Consider the following 17,189-nt stretch of genomic DNA (forward strand, 5'->3'; position numbering starts at 1 on the left):
TGATTTGAATCATGTTCGTGTATTGTTGTAGAGTGGGAGAGCTTGTTAGTAAAAGTGTCTTAAAGTGGGAAAATAGCGATCGTTTTGTCTGATTTCTTTCTCGTAACCCTTCAATTCAAGGTATAAATCACTAATTTTGCAGGATATAAAGTTACTCATCATCCATTACTTATAAATTTCTATGCTTTCAAATGCTCAGACTCCCAGACTCCCAGACTCTCAAACATTCTCTATCAACTGCAACGGCAAATTAATAGAACTGGACACTCCAAAGATCATGGGAATTCTCAATCTTACGCCAGATTCCTTTTCAGATGGAGGAAAGTTTAATGATGAGAAATTGGCATTAGTGCATGCAGAAAAATTATTGAAAGATGGAGCCGAAATCATTGATATCGGACCACAATCCACACGCCCCAATGCTGAATTTTTAAGTAGTAAAGAAGAAATCAGCAGAATTGGAAAATTGATTTCTCAAATTAAAAAAGAATTTCCGGAATCATTGATTTCTCTGGATACATTTTACGCTGAAACGGTGAAGTTTGGATTTGATGAAGGAATTGATATGATCAACGATATTTCTGGGGGACAATATGACGAAAAAATGTTTGATGTAGCCGCAGAAACAGGATTGCCTTATATTTTGATGCATATTAATCCGTCCTATGAAACAATGCATGATAAAATCAGGTTTGAAGATATCACTTTGGAAATTAACAGATATTTTTCTGAAAAGACCAATGAACTGTTACAAAAAGGAGTAAAAGACATCATTTTGGACCCAGGTTTTGGATTCGGAAAAACAGTAGAGGACCAGATGAAAATGATTAATGAAGTAGAATATCTCGGATTTGGAAAATTCCCTTTATTGATAGGGATTTCCAGAAAATCATTTATCTATAAACCTCTAGGGAAATCTCCTCTTGATATCAATGAAGAAACACAAAAATTACACTTAAAAGTTCTGGAACAAGGCGCGAAGATTTTAAGAGTTCATGATGTGGCTGAAGCAAAAGAAACGGTCAATCAATTTTTACGGAAAAAATAAAAAGTATTAAAAAAACTTGTGGGTTTTTAAAAAGTTTATACATTTGCAGTATGAATTTTATGAATCAAGAAAATATTATTGTCATTTCTATTACAGCTGTTGTGATTTACAACAGTCAGGAAACGGCATTTTAAAATAAAATTTTAATTTAAGTTATACGAGCCGTTTCATTTTTGAAGCGGCTTTTTTTATTTCAATTTTTAGAGTAAACAGTATGTATCAGTTATTCGCAGTAATTATTATCGTCATTATTATTCCCTTACGCTTGTGAGACGGAAGATGTATGACTGTACATATATTGAGCCCTCTCACATTGTGAGAGGGCTTTTTTTATTCCTTTTTGCTAATTTTTAAACCCTATAAACATGTATTACAACGACGACACGGTCATCTATTTTGATGGAAATTTCATGAAAGCCAAAGAAGCCGGAATGGATCTTTACGGACAATCTCTTCACTACGGATATTCAGTTTTTGAAGGAATCAAATCTTACAGTACGGAACACGGAACTAAAGTCTTTAAGGCAAAAGAGCATTACGAAAGATTGAAAAGATCTGCTGAACTGATGCATATTCCTTTCGATTATTCAGCAGACCAGCTTACGGAACTTACCTATGAGCTTTTAGAATTAAATGGTTTTACCGATGCTTATATCCGTCCGTTAGTCACATGTTCTCCCAATATGTCATTATCAAAAGGGCAAAAATCTTACTTATCCTTACTCGCCTGGGAATGGAATAATGGTTATCTGGCTGATAAAATGAAGATTATGACTTCTCCTTTTCAACGTCCTAATCCAAAAGCATTTAAAGTGGAAGCAAAAGTAGGCGGACATTATGTAAACTCTATTCTTGCTTGCCAGGATGCCAAAGACAAAGGGTATGATGAAGCTTTGGTATTAGATGAAAACGGAAATGTGGCAGAAAGTTCGGGCGCTAATGTATTCTATGAAAAAGATGGAACTCTGTTTACTCCGGCAAAAGGAAGTATTCTTCCGGGAATCACTCGTCAGACAGTTTTTGAAATCTGTAGTGAATTGAATATTCCCGTTAAGGAAACCTTTTTTAAACCTGGAGAAATGAGAGGAGCTGACGCTGCTTTTTTCTGCGGTACAGCAGCGGAAATTGTAGCATTGGATTCATTGGATGATGTTGCTTTTACAAAACAATGGGAAGATACAGCAAGTGAAAAGGTACAACAGGCGTATTTGAAATTAGTGAGAGTTCTGTCATTGTAAAATATTTACATATAAACAATTGATTTACATTAATATATGATTATTTTTCAAACGATTGGATATTGTATTTTTTAGAAAAATTGAAAAGTAGAAAATATTACAAGCTGTAGTTTTGGACCAGAATTTAGTAAAAAAAGAGTCATTTAAAGAGACAGGAAGAATAGCAAATGCAGGATAATATGTTAAATAAATATTCAAAAACATTCACACAAAATAGTGAACAGCCAGCCGCAAAAGCAATGTTATACGGGATTGGCTTTACAGAAGAAGATATGCACAAGGCACAGATCGGGATCGCAAGTATGGGATATGATGGAAATACCTGCAATATGCACCTCAACGATCTTGCTAAAGTTGTAAAAAAAGGAACATGGGATCATGGGCTTGCTGGATTAATTTTTAATACCATCGGAGTCAGTGACGGGATGAGCAACGGTACAGATGGAATGCGTTATTCACTCGTAAGCCGTGATGTAATTGCAGACAGTATTGAAGCTATTTGTGGAGCACAGTATTATGACGGGCTTATTGCTTTACCAGGTTGTGACAAGAATATGCCGGGAACCATTATCGCAATGGGAAGATTAAACAGACCTTCATTGATGGTATACGGCGGAACGATTGCTCCTGGATGTTATAAAGGAGAAACTTTGAATATTGTCTCTGCTTTTGAAGCTTTAGGGAAAAAGATAGCAGGCGAAATCTCTGAAGAGGATTTTGATGGAGTAGTGAAAAATTCCTGTCCCGGAGCAGGAGCATGTGGCGGAATGTACACAGCAAATACCATGGCATCAGCAATAGAAGCGCTGGGAATGAGTCTTCCTTATTCATCATCCAATCCAGCTTTAAGCAAAGACAAACAAAATGAATGTCTGGAAGCAGGAAAATACCTGAAGATACTCCTTGAAAAAGACATAAAACCATCGGATATCATGACCCGAAAAGCTTTTGAGAATGCACTTCGGCTGATTGTAGTTTTAGGTGGAAGTACCAATGCAGTTCTGCATTTTATAGCAATGGCTAAGAGTATTGATGTACCATTGACTCAGGATGATTTCCAAAAAATGAGCGATTGTACACCTGTATTGGCAGACCTTAAACCCAGTGGTAAATACCTCATGCAGGATTTACATGAGCACGGAGGAACACCTGCTGTCATGAAATATCTACTGAAACACGGATTGTTACATGGAGACTGCTTAACAGTTACAGGAAAAACATTAGCCGAAAACTTAGAAAATGTTCCGGAATTGGATTTTGATACTCAGAAAATTATAAAACCATTATCAAACCCCGTGAAACCTACCGGACATCTCAGAATTCTATATGGAAACCTTGCTGAAAAAGGAAGTGTGGCAAAAATAACAGGAAAGGAAGGCGAAAGATTTTTAGGGAAAGCCCGTGTATTTGATGGCGAAAAGAATCTGATCAAAGGCATTGAAGATGGAACGGTACAGCAAGGTGATGTAATTGTGATTCGTAATGAAGGACCGAAAGGAGCTCCGGGAATGCCGGAAATGCTGAAACCTACAAGTGCTTTGATCGGAGCCGGATTGGGAAGCAGTGTTGCTTTGATTACAGATGGCAGATTCAGTGGCGGAACTCACGGTTTTGTAGTTGGGCATATCACCCCGGAAGCTCATGAAGGCGGGTTGATTGCTTTTGTGGAAGATAATGATCTGATTGAAATAGACGCGGTAAACAATACAATACAGCTCAAAGTTTCAGAAGAAGAAATTGAAAGAAGAAAACAAGGCTGGAAAAAACCGGACCTGAAAGTAAAGAAAGGCTTACTCTATAAATATGCATTAACTGTATCATCAGCGGCAGAAGGTTGTGTAACGGACGAAATTTAAAATAAAACATCATGAAGAATTTAAACCTATCTACAGAAACAGAACTGAGCGGAAGCCGGATTATTCTTGAAGCATTTCTTCAGGAAGGAGTGAAAACCGTTTTCGGGTATCCGGGAGGTGCTATTATTCCTATCTATGATGCGCTTTACGATTATAAAGATCAATTGGAGCATATTCTTGTTCGTCATGAGCAGGCTGCGGTACACGCTGCACAAGGATTAGCAAGAGTTTCAGGTGAAGTAGGTGTCGTAATGGCTACCAGTGGTCCCGGTGCAACGAATCTTGTGACAGGGTTAGCTGATGCTTTGCTGGATAATACCCCTCTTGTATGCATTACAGGACAGGTTTTTGAACATCTTTTAGGTACAGATGCATTTCAGGAAATTGATGTGATGAATATTACCAGCCCTGTTACCAAATGGAATTATCAGGTGACCGATGCCAATGAACTTCCTGAAGTTTTAGCCAAAGCTTTTTATATCGCAAAATCAGGACGTCCGGGACCGGTGCTTATTGATGTGACTAAAAATGCTCAATTACAGAAAGTTTCATACAAAGGATATACTCGCTGTCATTCCTTAAGAAGCTATAAACCTGATCCGGTTCCATCTATGGAAAATATTGAAAAGGCAGCAGATTTGATCAACCATGCAGAACGTCCGTTCATTATTGCAGGACAGGGAATTATGCTTGGAAAGGCAGAAAAAGAATTCTTACAGTTTGCAGAAAAATCAGGAATTCCTGTTGCATGGACGGTTTTAGGAATGGGAGCTGTTCCAACCCATCATTCACAGGCGGTAGGAATGGTAGGAATGCATGGAAATTACGGTCCGAATATTCTTACCAATCAATGTGATGTGCTTATTGCAGTTGGGATGCGCTTTGATGACCGTGTTACAGGAAGATTGGACCAATATGCGAAACAGGCAAAGATCATCCACTTTGATATTGATAAAGCAGAAATCAATAAAAATGTAAAAGCAGATGTCCCAGTTCTTGGAAACTGTAAAGAAACACTACCACTTATTACGGCTTTAATACAGGAAAAAGAACATGCAGACTGGCTTCAAAAGTTCAAAGACTGCCTGGAAATAGAAAGCATAAACCTGATCAATGAAGAACTGTATCCCACAGAAGGAGAGATCACCATGGGAGAAGTTATCAGATGCCTTAATGAAATGACAAAAGGAGAAGCTGTTATCGTTACAGATGTCGGACAGCATCAGATGGTAACTTGTCGCTATTCAAGTTTTAAAAACTCTCGGACCAATATTACCAGTGGCGGATTGGGAACGATGGGTTTCTGTCTTCCGGCAGCAATAGGCGCCACTTATTCAGATCATCATCTTCCTGTGGTTGCTGTCATGGGAGACGGCGGAGCACAAATGAATATTCAGGAGTTGGGAACGATCATGCAATATCATCCGAAGGTTAAAATTTTAATTCTTAATAACAGCTATCTGGGAATGGTAAGACAGTGGCAGGAACTTTTTCATGAAGAAAGATATTCCTCAGTGGATATTCAAAGTCCGGAATTTGTAAAAGTAGCAGAAGGATATCATATCGCAGGAAGGAAAGTAACCCAGAGAGAGGATTTAAAAGACGCTCTTCTTGAAATGCTTGAACATGATGAAGCTTTTCTGCTTGAAGTAATGACAGGTAAAAAACACAATGTGTTTCCGATGATCCCCCAAGGGAAAAGTGTTTCAGAAGTTGTATTGAATGACAAACCGTAAAATAAATAGAAAATGAAAACAGAAAATAAAGAATATACCATAACAGCCTATACAGAAGATTGTTTGGGATTGATGAGCAGAATCAATGCTATCTTCTCAAGACGGAGGATTTCCATGACTCATTTTAATATGGGACCTTCAGAAACAGAGAATATAAAAAAGTTTGTGATTACGATCAGAGAAACAGAAGAATCGGTTCAGAAAATTACCAGACAAATGGAAAAACAGGTAGATGTACTGGAAGTACATTATCATAAAAACCCATATCTCACAGCAATAGAATATGCGAGCTAATAAAATAAAAAGCTTTTGTGATAAAAGATAAAGTGGTTAAAATTTAAAAATCAAACAACAAATAAAATCAAAAAAAATGGCAAAATTGAATTTTGGAGGAGTAGAGGAAAACGTAGTAACAAGAGAAGAATTTCCGTTAAATAAAGCTCAGGAAGTATTAAAAGATGAGATTGTAGCAGTAATTGGCTATGGAGTACAGGGACCAGGGCAGGCATTGAATCAGAAAGATAATGGAATTAATGTGATTGTAGGGCAGAGAAAAAAATCTAAATCATGGGATAAAGCTGTAGCAGACGGATTTGTACCTGGGGAAACATTATTTGAAATAGAAGAAGCATTAGAGAAAGGAACGATAATCTGTTATTTGTTAAGTGATGCTGCACAAATAGAATACTGGCCTAAAGTAAAGCAAAATCTTACTCCTGGAAAAGCTTTGTATTTCTCTCATGGATTTGGAATTACCTTTAATGAACGTACAGGAATTGTTCCGCCGGCAGATGTAGATGTTTTTCTTGTTGCTCCTAAAGGTTCAGGAACTTCATTAAGAAGAATGTTCCTTCAAGACAGAGGATTGAACAGTAGTTTTGCCGTTTATCAGGACGCCACAGGAAAGGCTAGAGATAGAGTGACAGCGTTGGGAATTGCCATTGGAAGCGGCTATTTATTCGAAACAGACTTTAAAAAAGAAGTATATAGTGATCTTGCAGGAGAAAGAGGAACTTTGATGGGAGCTGTTCAGGGGATATTTGCTGCGCAATATGATGTATTAAGAAAAAATGGACACAGCCCGTCTGAAGCATTTAATGAAACAGTAGAAGAATTGACCCAATCATTAATGCCATTAGTAGCTGAAAACGGAATGGACTGGATGTATGCCAATTGTAGTACAACCGCTCAAAGAGGTGCCTTAGACTGGTGGAAACGTTTCAGAGATGCTACTTCTCCTTTGTTTGAAGAACTTTATGAAAATGTTGCTAAAGGAAATGAGGCACAAAGATCCATCGACAGCAACAGTAAGCCTGACTACAGAGAAAAACTGGAGGTAGAACTTACAGAATTAAGAGAAAGTGAAATGTGGAAAGCAGGAAAAACGGTACGCAGCCTGAGACCAGAGAACAATTAATACAAAATGTAAAATGAAGACGGGAGAAACATATCTATCCATGTTGGATACTATTTATAAAGCAGCAGAAAGACTAGAAAATGTCTGTGTTAAAACTCCTTTGGCAATTAATAATAATCTGTCAACGGTTTATAATGCGAAAGTACACTTCAAAAGAGAAGACCTTCAAAGGGTAAGATCTTATAAAATTCGTGGGGCATACAATAAAATGGCAACGATGTCGAAGGAAGAGCTTTCCAGAGGAATTGTTTGTGCCAGTGCAGGAAATCATGCCCAAGGGGTTGCTTTTGCGTGCAATACCATGAAGATTAAAGGAACTATTTTCATGCCTTTGCCTACGCCGGGACAAAAACTGGAACAGGTAAAAATGTTCGGTGGAGATTATATTGATATTGTTTTGCATGGAGATACTTTTGACGAAGCTAAAGATGCTGCGATGAGGTTTTGCAACGAGCAGAACGGAATGTTTATCCATCCTTTTGATGATCCCGCAATTATAGAAGGACAAGCTACGACAGCATTGGAAATCCTTGAACAGGCTGGTGAACCTATTGATTATCTTTTTGTACCAATAGGCGGCGGTGGATTGGCTGCAGGTGTCTGTACTGTTTTTAAAGAGTTATCTCCCCAAACCAAAATTATTGGAGTAGAACCTTCAGCAGCTGCAAGTATGAAAAAGGCATTGGAAGTAGGAAAACCTGTTCATCTTGAAAAGATCAGTCGTTTTGTAGATGGTGCAGCCGTACAGCAAGTGGGAAATCATACTTTTGAAATTTGTAAAGATATTTTGCATGACATGGCAGTAGTAGAAGAGGGGCTTGTATGTGAGACTATCCTTTCATTATATAATAAAGATGCCATTGTTGTAGAACCGGCTGGTGCACTTTCTGTCGCTGTGCTGGAAAAATATAAAGAGCAGATAGAGGGAAAAAATGTAGTCTGCATCATCAGTGGAAGTAATAATGATATTACGAGAATGGAGGAGATCAAAGAAAAGGCTTTGCTCTATGCCAACTTAAAACATTATTTTCTGGTAAGGTTTCCGCAGCGTCCCGGAGCTTTAAAAAGCTTTGTTATGGATGTGTTGGGGCGTAATGATGATATTACTTTTTTTGAATACACCCAGAAAAATTCAAAAGAAAAGGGAATAGCAGTTGTAGGAATTGCTTTAAAACAAAAAGAAGATTTTACACCCTTGATGGATAAAATGAAGAAGTATGATTTCTTTGTCAATTACTTAAACAATGATCCTTCTTTGATGAATTTGCTGATCTAATTAGAAATACACCCACATTTTTACTAGCCACGAATACACGAATAAAATTATGGATGTTATTAATCTATGTGGTTTAAAAAATAAGATTCTGTAGCTAGAAAGATGAAGTTTTAAATGGTTTATATGCTTTAAGTTTGGTATAAAAGCTAACACTATGTTGATTTTCATTTATGTAAGAAGAAAAATGATCCTATTCAACTAAAAATATTCGTGCATTCGTGGCATTATAAAAAAACTCCGGCTCACATTCGTGAGCCGGAGTTAGTAGTTTATCTTTCAAGCGTAAAATTCGAAATCACTTTCGGACGTTCAGTCTCGTTAGCAACTTTCCAGGATGTTCTGTACATCCATTCTGTCATTTTATACAGCTTTTTATAGTTGATGTTTTCAGATTCATCTTGTGGTGTATGATATTGGTCGTGTAGTACGCTGGTGAAAAATATTGCTGGAATTCCAACTTTAGCATACGGAAGATGATCACTTCTGAAATAGAAATATTCAGCATGCTGTGGAGAATCCCAATCTTTCAGATACTTGAATTTTGTACTTTCATTATTAGCATCTTCAGCCATTTTTACCAATTCTTCAGAATTCTTATGAGGAGCGTTTCCACCTAATAAAGCGGCTTCATTATTATCATTTCTTCCGATCATATCTCCATTCAGGACAGCTACAATATTCTCTTTCGGTACTACAGGATGAGCGGCATGCCATCTTGATCCCAGTAAACCTCTTTCTTCAGCACCATGGAAGACAAACAGAATACTTCTCTTTGAAGGTTGTTTTTTGTAAGCTCTTGCCATTGCCAACATTGCTACACAAGTACTTGCGTTGTCATCAGCACCGTTATAAATGGTATCATTTTTTACAGGATGTCTGATCCCGTCATGATCCTGATGTCCGCTTATAAGAACATATTCGTTTTTAAGCACAGGATCCGTACCTTCTATCTTTCCGATGATGTTTACAGAAGGATATTTGTAGGTTTCAGTAATGAGATTAAGAGAAACCTTCGGATTGTTTTTTACCCAATTTGCATTTTCTCTTTTGATCCAAAGTACAGGAATATTATTGGTGATTTTCTCTCTTAAGCCTTCTACGCCATAGCTTCCTCTGGTCATTTGGGGAAGTACCTCTACCCAGCTTTTGTCAGAAATATCATCGGTAATGAAAATAATTCCTTTTGCTCCCAGTTCACTGGCTTTGTTATAATATTTTGTTCTTACAAATCCAGGATATCTTCTTACAAAAAGGGTCATTTCCTTATCAATATTTTTATCCGAAGCATTTACAGCAAGAACCTTTCCTTTAATATTCAGTTTTGAAAGATCTTCGGGTTCAGCATTTCCTGCGTAGACAATATCTCCGTCCAGAGTAGAATTTACAGGCTCAGCAACAAGAAAATCCTTCCATAACTTTAGATTCTGATCTCCAATTTTTAAGGTGCTTTGTGGGATAACCTGATGTCTGTACATTTCAAAAAACTGAAAAAATGTACCATTATCACCCGCAGGTTTCATTCCTGCTTCTTTAGCTTTATCGGCAAGCCACATCGATACTTTTAATTCATCAAGTGTTCCTGCTTCACGACCCCAGAACTGATCTGCGGCAAGTTCGTACATATCCTTTCTCAGATCTGTTTCCTTGATAGCAGAAACCAATGGCTTCTTATAGCTTTGAGCATTCCCGATATTAAATAAAAGAAAACTCAATAGGGAAAAAACATAATTTTTATTCATAAGCTTTTAATTTAAGGTGCCCAGTTTATCAGCAAATTGTTTTGAAAACTCTTTTCTGTCTTCTTCCAGTTTTTCCGGATCAGCAGGTAAAATATAGGTGAATAGGATTTTATCCTCGTTATCTAAAAATATAATTTCTTTTTCCTCTCCGTTGATCATTTGTGAGAAAATCTCCCACATGGAAGTGTCTTTCAGTTTTAATAATTCAAAAAACGCTTCTGCTTTTATTTCTATTCTCTGCATGTTTATGATAATATATTTTATGTGTGTAAAGATCGGAATTTAAAATTCAAGGAACTTCAGCTTAAACTGAATAGCAAAATTCTCCTTGAAATGCGGCGTTGCATAATAACCCACTCTGTAAAATAAGCCCAGATTGAAATAGCTGGATAGAAAATTATTCCATTCCAATCCAACTTCCTGATACAGGTGATCTAGCTTTCTGAACTTAAACTGGTGGTATTCCGGATGTTTCATATCTCCAATGGTTCCTCGCAATACAAAATCAAAGCTGGAAACATTGTGCCCGAAGCTTTTGAAATACCAGGGAAGTCTGTGTGTGAAATAATAGGCAACAAATTTATCATTATAATACTTTCCTCCTTCCAACGTAGCAAATCCAAGAAATGAAGTAAGGTTAAAATTAAAATCTTTCCCGGGCGATGCAAGTCCGTTCATCGTAAAGTTCTTCCAGATAGGAGCTGCCCCCAAAACCATTCCTCCATAAAGCCTGAATCCGGTAGTCCCGATCACGGTTTTGAAGTTGTGTACAAAAAGAGCATCAAAACGGGAATAATTAAAATCTCCACCTGCCATTTTGTAACTCTGCTCATAGTTGAAATACAATTCCGGATATTTCTGATCGATCAGAGATTTTCCCTGTGGGGTCATAATATTAGTAGAATTCGGGGAATATTTTAACGTAAATAATGTATTAAAGTTTTTAAATGAAGACCCACTATCCTTAAACTGGTAATCAAATTGAGCTTCCTCTGTATTTCTCCTTACCGCAAGAGCAAGGGTAAGCCCGTTCGTTACATCATTCAAATAAGAAAGTGAGGCACCTTTGAAATGAAAATACTTATCATTATTTAAATTATTCCCAAAGTTCATCATTCTCATTTTGAAATTCCAAAGTCTTCTGTAAAACTCTCCGGATGCGGTAACATCATCATAAAAATCAAATCTGAAAAATGAATTTTTCTCCAAAGTCGTTTTTACATCAATTCCCATCCCGTATTTCCAGGTTCTGTCTTTCACACCGTAAGCGAAATAATAATCCGGAGAAATATAAGGATTGAAGTTTTCATTCACTTTAGCTTTTAAACCAAGTCTGAAACCTTCGTATGAGTTATAATTAACGACCTCATCCACTGCAAAATCTACAGATCCTACTCTTATTGCCCCATTGAGCAGACCGGAAATCATTTGAGCTTTACTGTCGATTTTATATCTTTTACCAAGACTGTCAATCGTTTTGTAGGTATTTTGTTCTCTTTCTGTAAGCTGATCAGTTCTGTATTGATCCAGAGAATGTCCGTCAATATTCTTTACCGAAAAAGTATAGCCTTTAAAATCCTTGGCTTTTTCCTCAATAGGAGATTCAAAATCAAAGTATTTTGAGGTTAAATATGCATAAGTATTAAAATTCTTCTTGTCCTTTCTGTCGATGTGGTCTTTATCGCCCATAGCCATTTTACCCATTTTAAGCTTGGCTGTTTCATGAGCAAGGAACCATTTATTGCTATAAAATACCCAGGTACTTGTGATGATACCGTCATTTTTATTTTTACTGAAATTTTCAATCTTTTTGATTCCGTAGGTTTCAGTATCTACATAAATAGCACCATTATACTTTCTCTTTCTGTCTGGCTTTTTATAATTTACCTCACGGAATCGGATCACAAAGTTTTTTCTGCCATCAAGCTCTATAGTATCCGAAAGAAAGAATCTGTAAAGACCTCTGTTTTCTGGCTTTAACTGCTCAGGAACAACATCTCTGTTACTTTGCTGGAGAGCAATCATTTCATAAATCGGTTGTTTTAAACCGGAAATTCTGTTATCAAGAATATTGATCTTCTCTCCAAACTTTTTAGAATACAAAAACTCCTGTGCTCTTTCCCAAAGGAAGAGTTTGCTTTTTGCAAATATCTTTCTTGCATTAATGTTACTCAATGAATCCTTTTCTCTCTTTTTCTTAAAAAGATTAAGTTCATCAAAATACTGGTTGAACTGGGTAAGGCTGTCTTCGTCAATATCCAAAGATACTTTCTCGTAAGATTTAAAAGAATAGGAGCCCAGACTTTTGGGAGAATTCTCGTTGAACAGCTTGTTGACTTTTTTCAGAATTTCCAAGGCACGCGGATCACTTTTATCCTCAATGACAATGGCATCAATAGCTGTAGTCTTTGAGGAATTTTTAAGAAGAGAAACCTCCATACTGCTTTCTACAGTAGTTGTTTCCTTCTGATAAGAATTTGCTTCAATGTTGATGTTCTTGCAACCAGTCTGAAACTCTAAGACTCCCTGTGTATTGGTATAACCAAGAATTTTGTCATCGCAGGAAATTTTTGCATTAGGTACAGGTTTTTGGCTGGAATCATCCACAACTTTAATTTTCAATTGCGAATAACCCAAAAAGAATATCAAAAAAAATAGTAATTGTAAACTCTTTTTCATCTAAAAAAACAATGTCAAAATTAATAATATTTATTGTTGTACAAAAGTTTTTAACAGAGTATAACATTGATTTAATCTAATGTAGAGATGGGTTTTTCTTGAAAAAGCTAAGATTGAATTCGAATACAGATATTCTTATTATAATTCTTGAAGTTTTCCAATAAAAAAACTCCTGAATGGATCAATTCAGGAGTTTCTATATGTTTAAATAATGTATTAAATATTTAAAGCCTTTTGATAAGCGTTTTCTAATCCGTCAAGGTTTTTACCACCAGCAGTAGCAAAACCAGGATTTCCACCACCACCACCTTGGATTTCTTTAGCAAGATCTTTTACAATAGCTCCTGCCTGATAATCTGCTGCCAGATCATCAGAAACTCCAACAGTGATCATTGGTTTACCGTCTGCATCAGAAAGAATAATCGTTACCGAAGTTGGGATCTCTCTCTTTAACTGGAATACAATATCCTTTACAGAACCAGCGTCTAAAGAAGTCTTTTTTACCAATAACTGCTTGTTACCTTTCTGCTCGTAAGCATTCTTCCAGTCACCGATTTCTCCTTTTGCTTTTTCTTTTTTAAGAGCATCTACTTCAGACTTTAATGAAGCATTTTCCTCGATTAGTTTTTCGATAGATCTTACAACATCTTTAGATTTTAATAGCTGTGAAAGCTCAATAATCTGCTTTTCAAGATTCTTGAAGTATTCTTCAGATTTGTCACCTGAAATTGCTTCAATTCTTCTGATTCCCGCTGCTGCAGAACCTTCAGAAGTAATTTTGAAATGACCGATTTCACTAGTGTTTTTTACGTGAGTTCCTCCACAAAGTTCCTTAGAGCTTCCAAACTGGATCATTCTCACATTGTCACCATATTTTTCACCAAATAAAGCCATTGCTCCTTTCTCTAAAGCCTCAGCAATTGGAATGCTTCTGAATTCCTGTAATGCAATACTTTCTTTGATCTTGTGATTTACTTTTTCTTCAATTAAAGAAATTTCTTCTTCTGTCATTTTATTAAAGTGAGAGAAGTCGAAACGTAAATAATCAGGACCTACATAAGAACCTTTTTGTTCTACGTGAGTCCCTAAAACATCTCTTAAAGCCTCATGTAGAAGGTGAGTCACAGAGTGGTTTGCCTGAGAATTTTTTCTATCTGTAGCATTTACTTTAGCATAGAAAACAGCTCCTGCATCTTTAGGAAGACCATTAATTAAAGAAATGATAAGACCATTTTCTTTTTTAGTTTCCAGTACTTCGAAGCTTTCAGTGGCATTTTCAAGAATACCTTTGTCTCCAACCTGTCCACCACCTTCAGGGTAGAATGGAGAGTTGCTTAGCACAACCTGATAAAATTCTCCGTCTTTATTTTCTACCTTTCTGTATCTTGTAATATAAGTTTCAGATTCGATTTGGTCATATCCAACGAAAGCTTCCGGTTTTTCTTCTAAAACAACCCAGTCATAAACTTTTTGAGCAGAATCAGATTTGGAACGTTGCTTTTGCTTTTCCATTTCAGCCTTGAATCCTTCCTCATCAATCGTTAACCCTTTTTCCTCAGCAATAATTCTTGTTAAGTCATCAGGGAAACCATAAGTATCATATAATTCGAAAACTTCTTCGCTTGGTAATACTTTTAAATTATCAGCAATCGTCTGTTGAATCAATTTTTCAACTCTGATCAATCCGTTTTCAATGGTTTTTAAGAATGAATCTTCTTCACTTTTGATAACTTCTGTTACCAAAGTTCCTTGCTTCTCAAGCTCAGGGAAGAATGCTCCCATTTGTTCCTGAAGAACAGCAACCAATTTGTAAAGGAAAGGTTCTTTCATATCCAAGAATCGATAAGAATAAGAAATTCCTCTTCTCAAAATTCTTCTGATAACATAACCAGCTCCTCCGTTTGAAGGTAATTGTCCGTCTGCAATCGCAAAAGAAACCGCTCTGATATGATCAACTACCACACGGATAGCAATATCTTTTTCATCTTCTAAAATTCCGGTATATTTTTTCCCTGAAAGTTCTTCAACCTTAGAAATAAGAGGAGTGAAAACGTCGGTGTCATAGTTGGAAGACTTCCCTTGAAGCGCCATACAAAGACGTTCAAAGCCCATTCCGGTATCTACATGCTGAGCAGGTAGTTTTTCCAGAGAACCATCTGCTTTTCTGTTAAATTCCATGAAAACGAGATTCCAAACTTCTACCACTTGAGGGTGATCATTGTTCACCAATTCCAAACCAGAAACTTTAGCTTTTTCTTCAGGAGTTCTTAAATCGATATGAATTTCCGAACAAGGTCCACAAGGTCCGCTTGCACCCATTTCCCAGAAATTATCCTTCTTATTTCCGTTGATGATTCTGTCTTCAGAAATGTGAGATTTCCAGAAGTCAAAAGCATCCTGATCTCTGTTAAGGTTTTCAGATGTATCTCCTTCGAAAATCGTTACATATAAATTCTCCTTTGGAATTCCGTATACTTCAGTCAATAATTCCCAGGCAAAAGCAATAGCCTCCTTTTTGAAGTAATCCCCGAAAGACCAGTTCCCCAACATTTCAAACATGGTATGGTGGTAAGTATCTCTACCTACATCATCCAAATCATTGTGTTTTCCAGAAACCCTAAGACACTTCTGTGTATCGGCAATTCTTGGGGCGGTAGGCGTTTTGTAGCCAAGGAAGAAATCCTTGAACTGCGTCATTCCTGAGTTGGAAAACATAAGGGTAGGGTCGTCTTTCAGCACAATAGGAGCTGAAGGAACGATAAGGTGTTCCTTACTTTTAAAATAGTCTAAAAATTTTTGACGTATCTCTTGTGATGTCATAGTATTGCTTTTGCTTTTTTTAGTATCAAATTTTGATAAGATGCAAATTTAAGATTTTTAGGTGATTTAATATCTAATATTTGATATTTTCAAGGTGGATTTGTCAAATGTTAGACATAATAATTTATTACCACAAGGAATATATTGGCTGTATTTTTTTACAAATGCTAAGAGACAGAGTTTTTTTAAGGATCCTCTGCATATTGCAAGATATAAGGAAATCAAAGATTTCAGCTATAGAAAACCTTTCATTATTTTTTCGCCACGAATGCACGAATCCTTTTTTATTCGTGCATTCGTGGCTATATAAACTCGTGTACAATTTTATCGGATATAAAATTTGCACATTAAAAACATACATTCTATGTTAAAATTATTCGCGTCCTTTCGTTTTCCAACAAAAAACATTCACTCCATAATGTTTTTGCTTATTTCCATTTAACTTATTACCTTCGTTTATATCAGAATAAGACAAAAAAGTCCACTCAATCATGAAAAATGAAACCCTGAAAAGCTGGATAGAACAATACTCCGGACCTCTTTTGAAAAAGGCACTCTATCTGCTTTCTAACAAAGAAGATGCTCAGGACGTAGTTCAGGACGTTTTTATAGCTGCATTTTCCAATTACGAATCATTTGAAGGGAAAAGTCAACCGCTGACTTGGCTTATGGCTATTCTGAACAGAAAAATTGCTGACTTTTACCGTAAAAAATATAAATCAGAACCTAATATAAGGCTGGATCATTTTTTTGATGAAACAGGTTCGTGGAGAAATAATGATGTTCTGCAAGATTGGAATGTATCAGGAGAAGAAAATGAGCTTTTGGATAATACTGATTTTAATAAAACATTAGAGGAATGTATTGAGAAATTACCTGCCAGATGGAAGATTTTGTTGAAAATGTATTACCTCGAAGAAAAAAAAGCAGCAGAAGTAAGTCAGGAATTAGATGTTTCCGCGACTAATCTTTGGAAGGTTCTTCAACGGAGCCGGATGCAATTAAGAGAATGCCTGGAGTTTAATTGGTTTTCAAGAGTATAAAAATGATAAGAAAAATTCTACATATGTTGTTTTTGCCATGCAGTGAAGCCACTTTACTTATGGAAAAACGTAATGCACATTCCATTTCAGCTCAGGAAAACAGGAAGCTTAACAGGCATTTGATGATCTGCAAATGGTGTAAAATGTATAATGAGAAGCTTGCCGTTCTGGATAAAATTTTTGAAAAGACCTTTTCAGAAAAAGAAGCAAAAATTAATGAGTCTGAAATTCAGGATTTTAAAAATAAAATGTTCGATAAATTAAATTTTTAATTAAATTTTTGTCAGGATTATAAAAAGACACCGACTATACTTGTGAAAACAACGAAGTATTAATT

At 36.3% G+C, this 17,189-nt stretch carries 13 protein-coding genes; 9 read left to right on the forward strand and 4 right to left on the reverse strand.

Annotated elements, in window-relative coordinates; translation table 11 throughout:
- The first annotated feature begins 181 nt into the window (after positions 1-181).
- From folP to ilvA, 7 genes are all read left to right on the forward strand, one after another.
- Complete coding sequence (gene folP, locus BW983_RS15560; RefSeq protein ID WP_076552812.1) at positions 182-1,048, forward strand: dihydropteroate synthase; 867 nt, start codon at positions 182-184, stop codon at positions 1,046-1,048.
- Between the two features lie 365 nt (positions 1,049-1,413).
- Positions 1,414-2,286, forward strand: a complete 873-nt coding sequence (gene ilvE, locus BW983_RS15565; RefSeq protein WP_076552813.1) for a branched-chain-amino-acid transaminase — start codon at positions 1,414-1,416, stop codon at positions 2,284-2,286.
- Between the two features lie 179 nt (positions 2,287-2,465).
- On the forward strand, positions 2,466-4,142 hold the full coding sequence (ilvD, locus tag BW983_RS15570) for a dihydroxy-acid dehydratase (RefSeq protein ID WP_185116868.1): 1,677 nt from the start codon (positions 2,466-2,468) through the stop codon (positions 4,140-4,142).
- 11 nt (positions 4,143-4,153) lie between these two features.
- The gene (gene ilvB, locus BW983_RS15575) at positions 4,154-5,878 is read left to right on the forward strand and encodes a biosynthetic-type acetolactate synthase large subunit (protein WP_076552815.1); all 1,725 of its coding nucleotides are present in this window, start codon (positions 4,154-4,156) and stop codon (positions 5,876-5,878) included.
- A 12-nt stretch (positions 5,879-5,890) separates the two neighbouring features.
- On the forward strand, positions 5,891-6,172 hold the full coding sequence (locus BW983_RS15580) for an ACT domain-containing protein (protein ID WP_076552816.1): 282 nt from the start codon (positions 5,891-5,893) through the stop codon (positions 6,170-6,172).
- Between the two features lie 76 nt (positions 6,173-6,248).
- A complete protein-coding gene (gene ilvC / locus BW983_RS15585) occupies positions 6,249-7,295 on the forward strand; it encodes a ketol-acid reductoisomerase (RefSeq protein ID WP_076552817.1) in 1,047 nt (348 codons plus the stop codon).
- A 13-nt stretch (positions 7,296-7,308) separates the two neighbouring features.
- On the forward strand, positions 7,309-8,571 hold the full coding sequence (ilvA, locus tag BW983_RS15590; protein ID WP_076552818.1) for a threonine ammonia-lyase IlvA: 1,263 nt from the start codon (positions 7,309-7,311) through the stop codon (positions 8,569-8,571).
- 269 nt (positions 8,572-8,840) lie between these two features.
- Here the strand turns inward: ilvA and BW983_RS15595 are convergent, their stop codons facing one another.
- The 4 genes from BW983_RS15595 to alaS all read right to left on the reverse strand — a co-directional run bounded on the left by BW983_RS15595 (position 8,841) and on the right by alaS (position 15,809).
- Positions 8,841-10,310: a M20/M25/M40 family metallo-hydrolase gene (locus BW983_RS15595; protein WP_076552819.1), complete on the reverse strand. Its 1,470-nt coding sequence runs from the start codon at positions 10,308-10,310 to the stop codon at positions 8,841-8,843.
- Between the two features lie 6 nt (positions 10,311-10,316).
- Positions 10,317-10,553, reverse strand: a complete 237-nt coding sequence (locus BW983_RS15600) for a hypothetical protein (RefSeq protein WP_076552820.1) — start codon at positions 10,551-10,553, stop codon at positions 10,317-10,319.
- 39 nt (positions 10,554-10,592) lie between these two features.
- The gene (locus BW983_RS15605) at positions 10,593-12,917 is read right to left on the reverse strand and encodes a hypothetical protein (RefSeq protein WP_228409023.1); all 2,325 of its coding nucleotides are present in this window, start codon (positions 12,915-12,917) and stop codon (positions 10,593-10,595) included.
- Positions 12,918-13,205: 288 nt separating this feature from the next.
- On the reverse strand, positions 13,206-15,809 hold the full coding sequence (alaS, locus tag BW983_RS15610; RefSeq protein WP_076552822.1) for an alanine--tRNA ligase: 2,604 nt from the start codon (positions 15,807-15,809) through the stop codon (positions 13,206-13,208).
- A gap of 491 nt (positions 15,810-16,300) precedes the next feature.
- Here alaS and BW983_RS15615 point away from each other — a divergent pair, with 491 nt between their 5' ends.
- Together BW983_RS15615 and BW983_RS15620 are read left to right on the forward strand one after the other, a co-directional pair.
- The gene (locus BW983_RS15615; RefSeq protein ID WP_076552823.1) at positions 16,301-16,852 is read left to right on the forward strand and encodes a sigma-70 family RNA polymerase sigma factor; all 552 of its coding nucleotides are present in this window, start codon (positions 16,301-16,303) and stop codon (positions 16,850-16,852) included.
- Positions 16,853-16,854: 2 nt separating this feature from the next.
- Positions 16,855-17,124 (forward strand): hypothetical protein, encoded by a 270-nt coding sequence (locus tag BW983_RS15620; protein WP_076552824.1) that lies wholly within the window; start codon positions 16,855-16,857, stop codon positions 17,122-17,124.
- The last annotated feature ends 65 nt before the right edge of the window (positions 17,125-17,189 follow it).

Origin of the sequence: Chryseobacterium ureilyticum (genome assembly GCF_900156735.1) — a bacterium.
GTDB classification, from domain to species: domain Bacteria; phylum Bacteroidota; class Bacteroidia; order Flavobacteriales; family Weeksellaceae; genus Chryseobacterium; species Chryseobacterium ureilyticum.